The 3105-nt window shown below is 44.8% G+C and carries 2 protein-coding genes; one reads left to right on the top strand and one right to left on the bottom strand.

Features of this window, described 5'->3' with window-relative positions:
* Positions 1-320: 320 nt before the first annotated feature.
* On the bottom strand, positions 321-1091 hold the full coding sequence (locus ACESLU_RS13530) for a queuosine precursor transporter (protein WP_372639159.1): 771 nt from the start codon (positions 1089-1091) through the stop codon (positions 321-323).
* Between the two features lie 175 nt (positions 1092-1266).
* Here ACESLU_RS13530 and ACESLU_RS13525 point away from each other — a divergent pair, with 175 nt between their 5' ends.
* Positions 1267-2598, top strand: a complete 1332-nt coding sequence (locus ACESLU_RS13525; protein ID WP_372639158.1) for a Na+/H+ antiporter NhaC family protein — start codon at positions 1267-1269, stop codon at positions 2596-2598.
* Positions 2599-3105: the final 507 nt, after the last annotated feature.

Here is a 3105-nt window from a genome sequence, read left to right as displayed (position 1 = left end):
AATAAATAACTTGAGTCCGGCTCGGTGTCTTCTTCTCATCTGGGCCCCGCCTCCCGGCAGGGCCCGACAAGGGCTCGACGTGCGATCGTCTGTATATTCTACCCAGTATCTTTAAAGAACAAAAATTCCGGTCTGGCCCAATAGTATTGAGCCAAAAAAACGGAGTTGAACACAATAACTATTGGGCTCAACCCCGTTTCGAAATTGGATTCCTAATGTAAGACTTTTTAGGGGTTCGTGTCAATGTTTTTGTCACATTTATTTTAAGAATTTACCTACCGCCCTCCCCTTTGTTTAAAAGACGCTTATGTCACAATAACCTATGAATAAAGGCTGTACTCTCCGGGGTCTTCTTCATAATTCCTGAATATTTTTACTCCCAAATAACAGAGTGGAGTATCAAATAGTGCGAAAAAGAATTTAAAGAGGTAAGAATTGAGAATAAGGATGATTAATTTACCAACGGTATCTATTTCCTGGCCGAGATTTCCGGCCAGGAAAAGGATCGTCAGGATAGCGGTAGAGTCTACTAATTGGCTTATGGTCGTGGAAGCATTATTTCGCAACCACAGGTGTTTGCCCTTAGTCAACCTCTTCCAAAAATGGAAGAGACGGACATCCACTGTTTGGGCGATCAAATAGGCAATCATGCTGGCAATCGTATTACCAATCATAAATTCATAGACCCCTTCAAAGAGATCAAGTCCCCCGCTAACCCCGCCCGTATTCGGCAGCCAGTGATTCACACTCATCAACAACAGCATGAACACATTCATCCAGAAGCCAACCCAAACAACCAACTGTGCTTTCTTTCTTCCATAGAGCTCCGAAAGCAAATCCGTCGCTAAAAAAGTGAAGGGATACGCAATAACCCCTACCGGTACGCTCATAGTATATATTTCATTTTCCCGCACCAACTCCGGCACGACGGTTTGCATCCAGCCTGCGAGCTCGACTGAAAAAAGCGTCACAAATTTTGTCGTTCCTATAACATTGCCGAGTACCAGGGAAGTCAAAAAGATACCGGCAAGTGATAAAAACAGGGCATCCCGCTTGTAGGTTGCTACAGGCTTCGAAGATTCGCCATCCATATAATTATTATACAACTGTGCTAATTCCAGAGGATTAAATAACTTGATAAAACTCCGATATAATAAAATTACTTTCCGAATGAAAATACAACTGAAAATTAATCTCGAAATAAACGACCCGAATTTTAATTTAAAGGTTAAAACTGTATTTTCGTTTTTTTAAACTGTGGAGATAATGAATTTTAACCCTCGTACAGCCAAGCTTTCTCTTCTCCCCATCCTACTTTTTATCGGCCTTTTTCTGGGGACCGGTTTAACGCTGCAAGTGCTTGGAGTGGACCATGCCTTTCAGCAGCTTCCCGGGCAGGTGGCCATACTTCCGGCGCTCATGCTGGCGGTCTATTTACAAAAAAAACCTCTTGCTCAATCCATTGGGGTCTTGGTAAAGGGAGCCGGCAATGATAATATCATCAGCATGTGTTTTATCTTTTTACTGGCCGGCGCTTTTTCAAATGTGGCTACAGCAACGGGCGGCGTAAATGCGGTGGTCAATGCGGGGTTGACTCTTATCCCTTCGGGATATATTCTGCCGGGACTATTTATGATCTCTGCACTTATCTCCCTGGCCATGGGTACGTCGGTCGGCACGATTGCCGCCCTGGCCCCTATAGCGGTGGGATTTGCAGACCAGGCCGGCATCGGAGAAGTTCTTATTGCCGGGGCTCTTTTCGGAGGTGCTATGTTTGGCGATAACCTCTCTATCATCTCCGATACCACCATTGCCTCCACCCGCACCCAGGAGGTCGGCATGCAGGAAAAATTCTGGGAAAATTTTAAAATTGCGCTTCCGGCCACCATTGTCACCGTTCTCCTGTTTGTATTGTTGTCCACCGACTCCGCCCCCTTAACCCCGGAAACAGTCAACTGGACCGCTACCCTTCCCTACCTGGCTATCTTGGTGCTGGCGGTCGGGGGGATGAACGTCTTCCTCGTACTCATTCTTGGTATTATTATGGCCGCCCTGCAAGGGGCTCTTTTTGCCGAATATTCCCTGTCAACCCTTGGCACCGATGTAGCGGAGGGCTTTGCCGATATGCAGGGCATTTTTATCCTTGCCATGCTTGTGGGCGCACTGGGGGAGTACATTAAGCAGCAGGGCGGACTCCAATGGATTTCCGAGAAGATTAACCGGGTAGCTGAAAAAGCCTCGGGAACAGGAAATCGTGCCCAGCAGACGGCTATAGGGATACTGGTATTTGTGACCGATTTTTGTATTGCCAATAATGTGGTTTCCATTATTGTGACCGGAGATCTGACCCGCGCCATTGCCAAAGAACACGATATATCACCCAGGCGCAGTGCCAGCATCCTGGATATTTTTGCCTGTATAGCTCAGGGTTTTCTACCCTATGGCAATCAGGCCCTTTTATTAAGCGCTACCTTTGCTATTTCACCATGGGAAGCCGTCACTCATAACTATTACGGAGCTGTTTTATTGGTTTTTACCCTTGGAGCCATCTTCAGTTGGAGAGTCCATGGGAAAAATAATGCCGGCACAAGCAAATGAATTGACCGGTGCCCCTGTATTCAATCCCCGTTATGTTACGGTCTTTTTAAAAGAACTTATCAAATTTTGTGTCTCCCTGATAATGAGAAATTCGGGACAGAGTCTTCCATAAAAAAAATCAACCACTTCTATCATACCCCTGCCATAGATTTCGCAGCGAATTCAACAAGATCTGGCGACCTTTTGTAAAAACCTCTTATATTAACAGAGGGTTTTGAAAAACCAGTCCCGAAGCATCGGGAAATACCAACCCCTGATCGATTTCAAAACCGCAGTGTATACTATATTTAAACTATACATGATTATATATAGACTATACATGAGAATTTTGAAATTGCGAAAATATAGAAATTGGGCAAAACAACGGTTTTTACAAAGGTCGCTACTAATCAAAAATAACAACTGCTGCTTAAGCATATGTCGCTATTATTAATCGCTCCCGACCGTCAAATGTCATCCTGGGAAAAGGCTATCCATAAAATCGATCCCAATATAGACGTTGATATC

This window comes from Fodinibius sp., assembly GCF_041642155.1.
In the GTDB taxonomy this organism is placed as follows: Bacteria; Bacteroidota; Rhodothermia; order Balneolales; family Balneolaceae; genus Fodinibius.
This window is presented reverse-complemented; position numbering and strand designations above follow the sequence as displayed.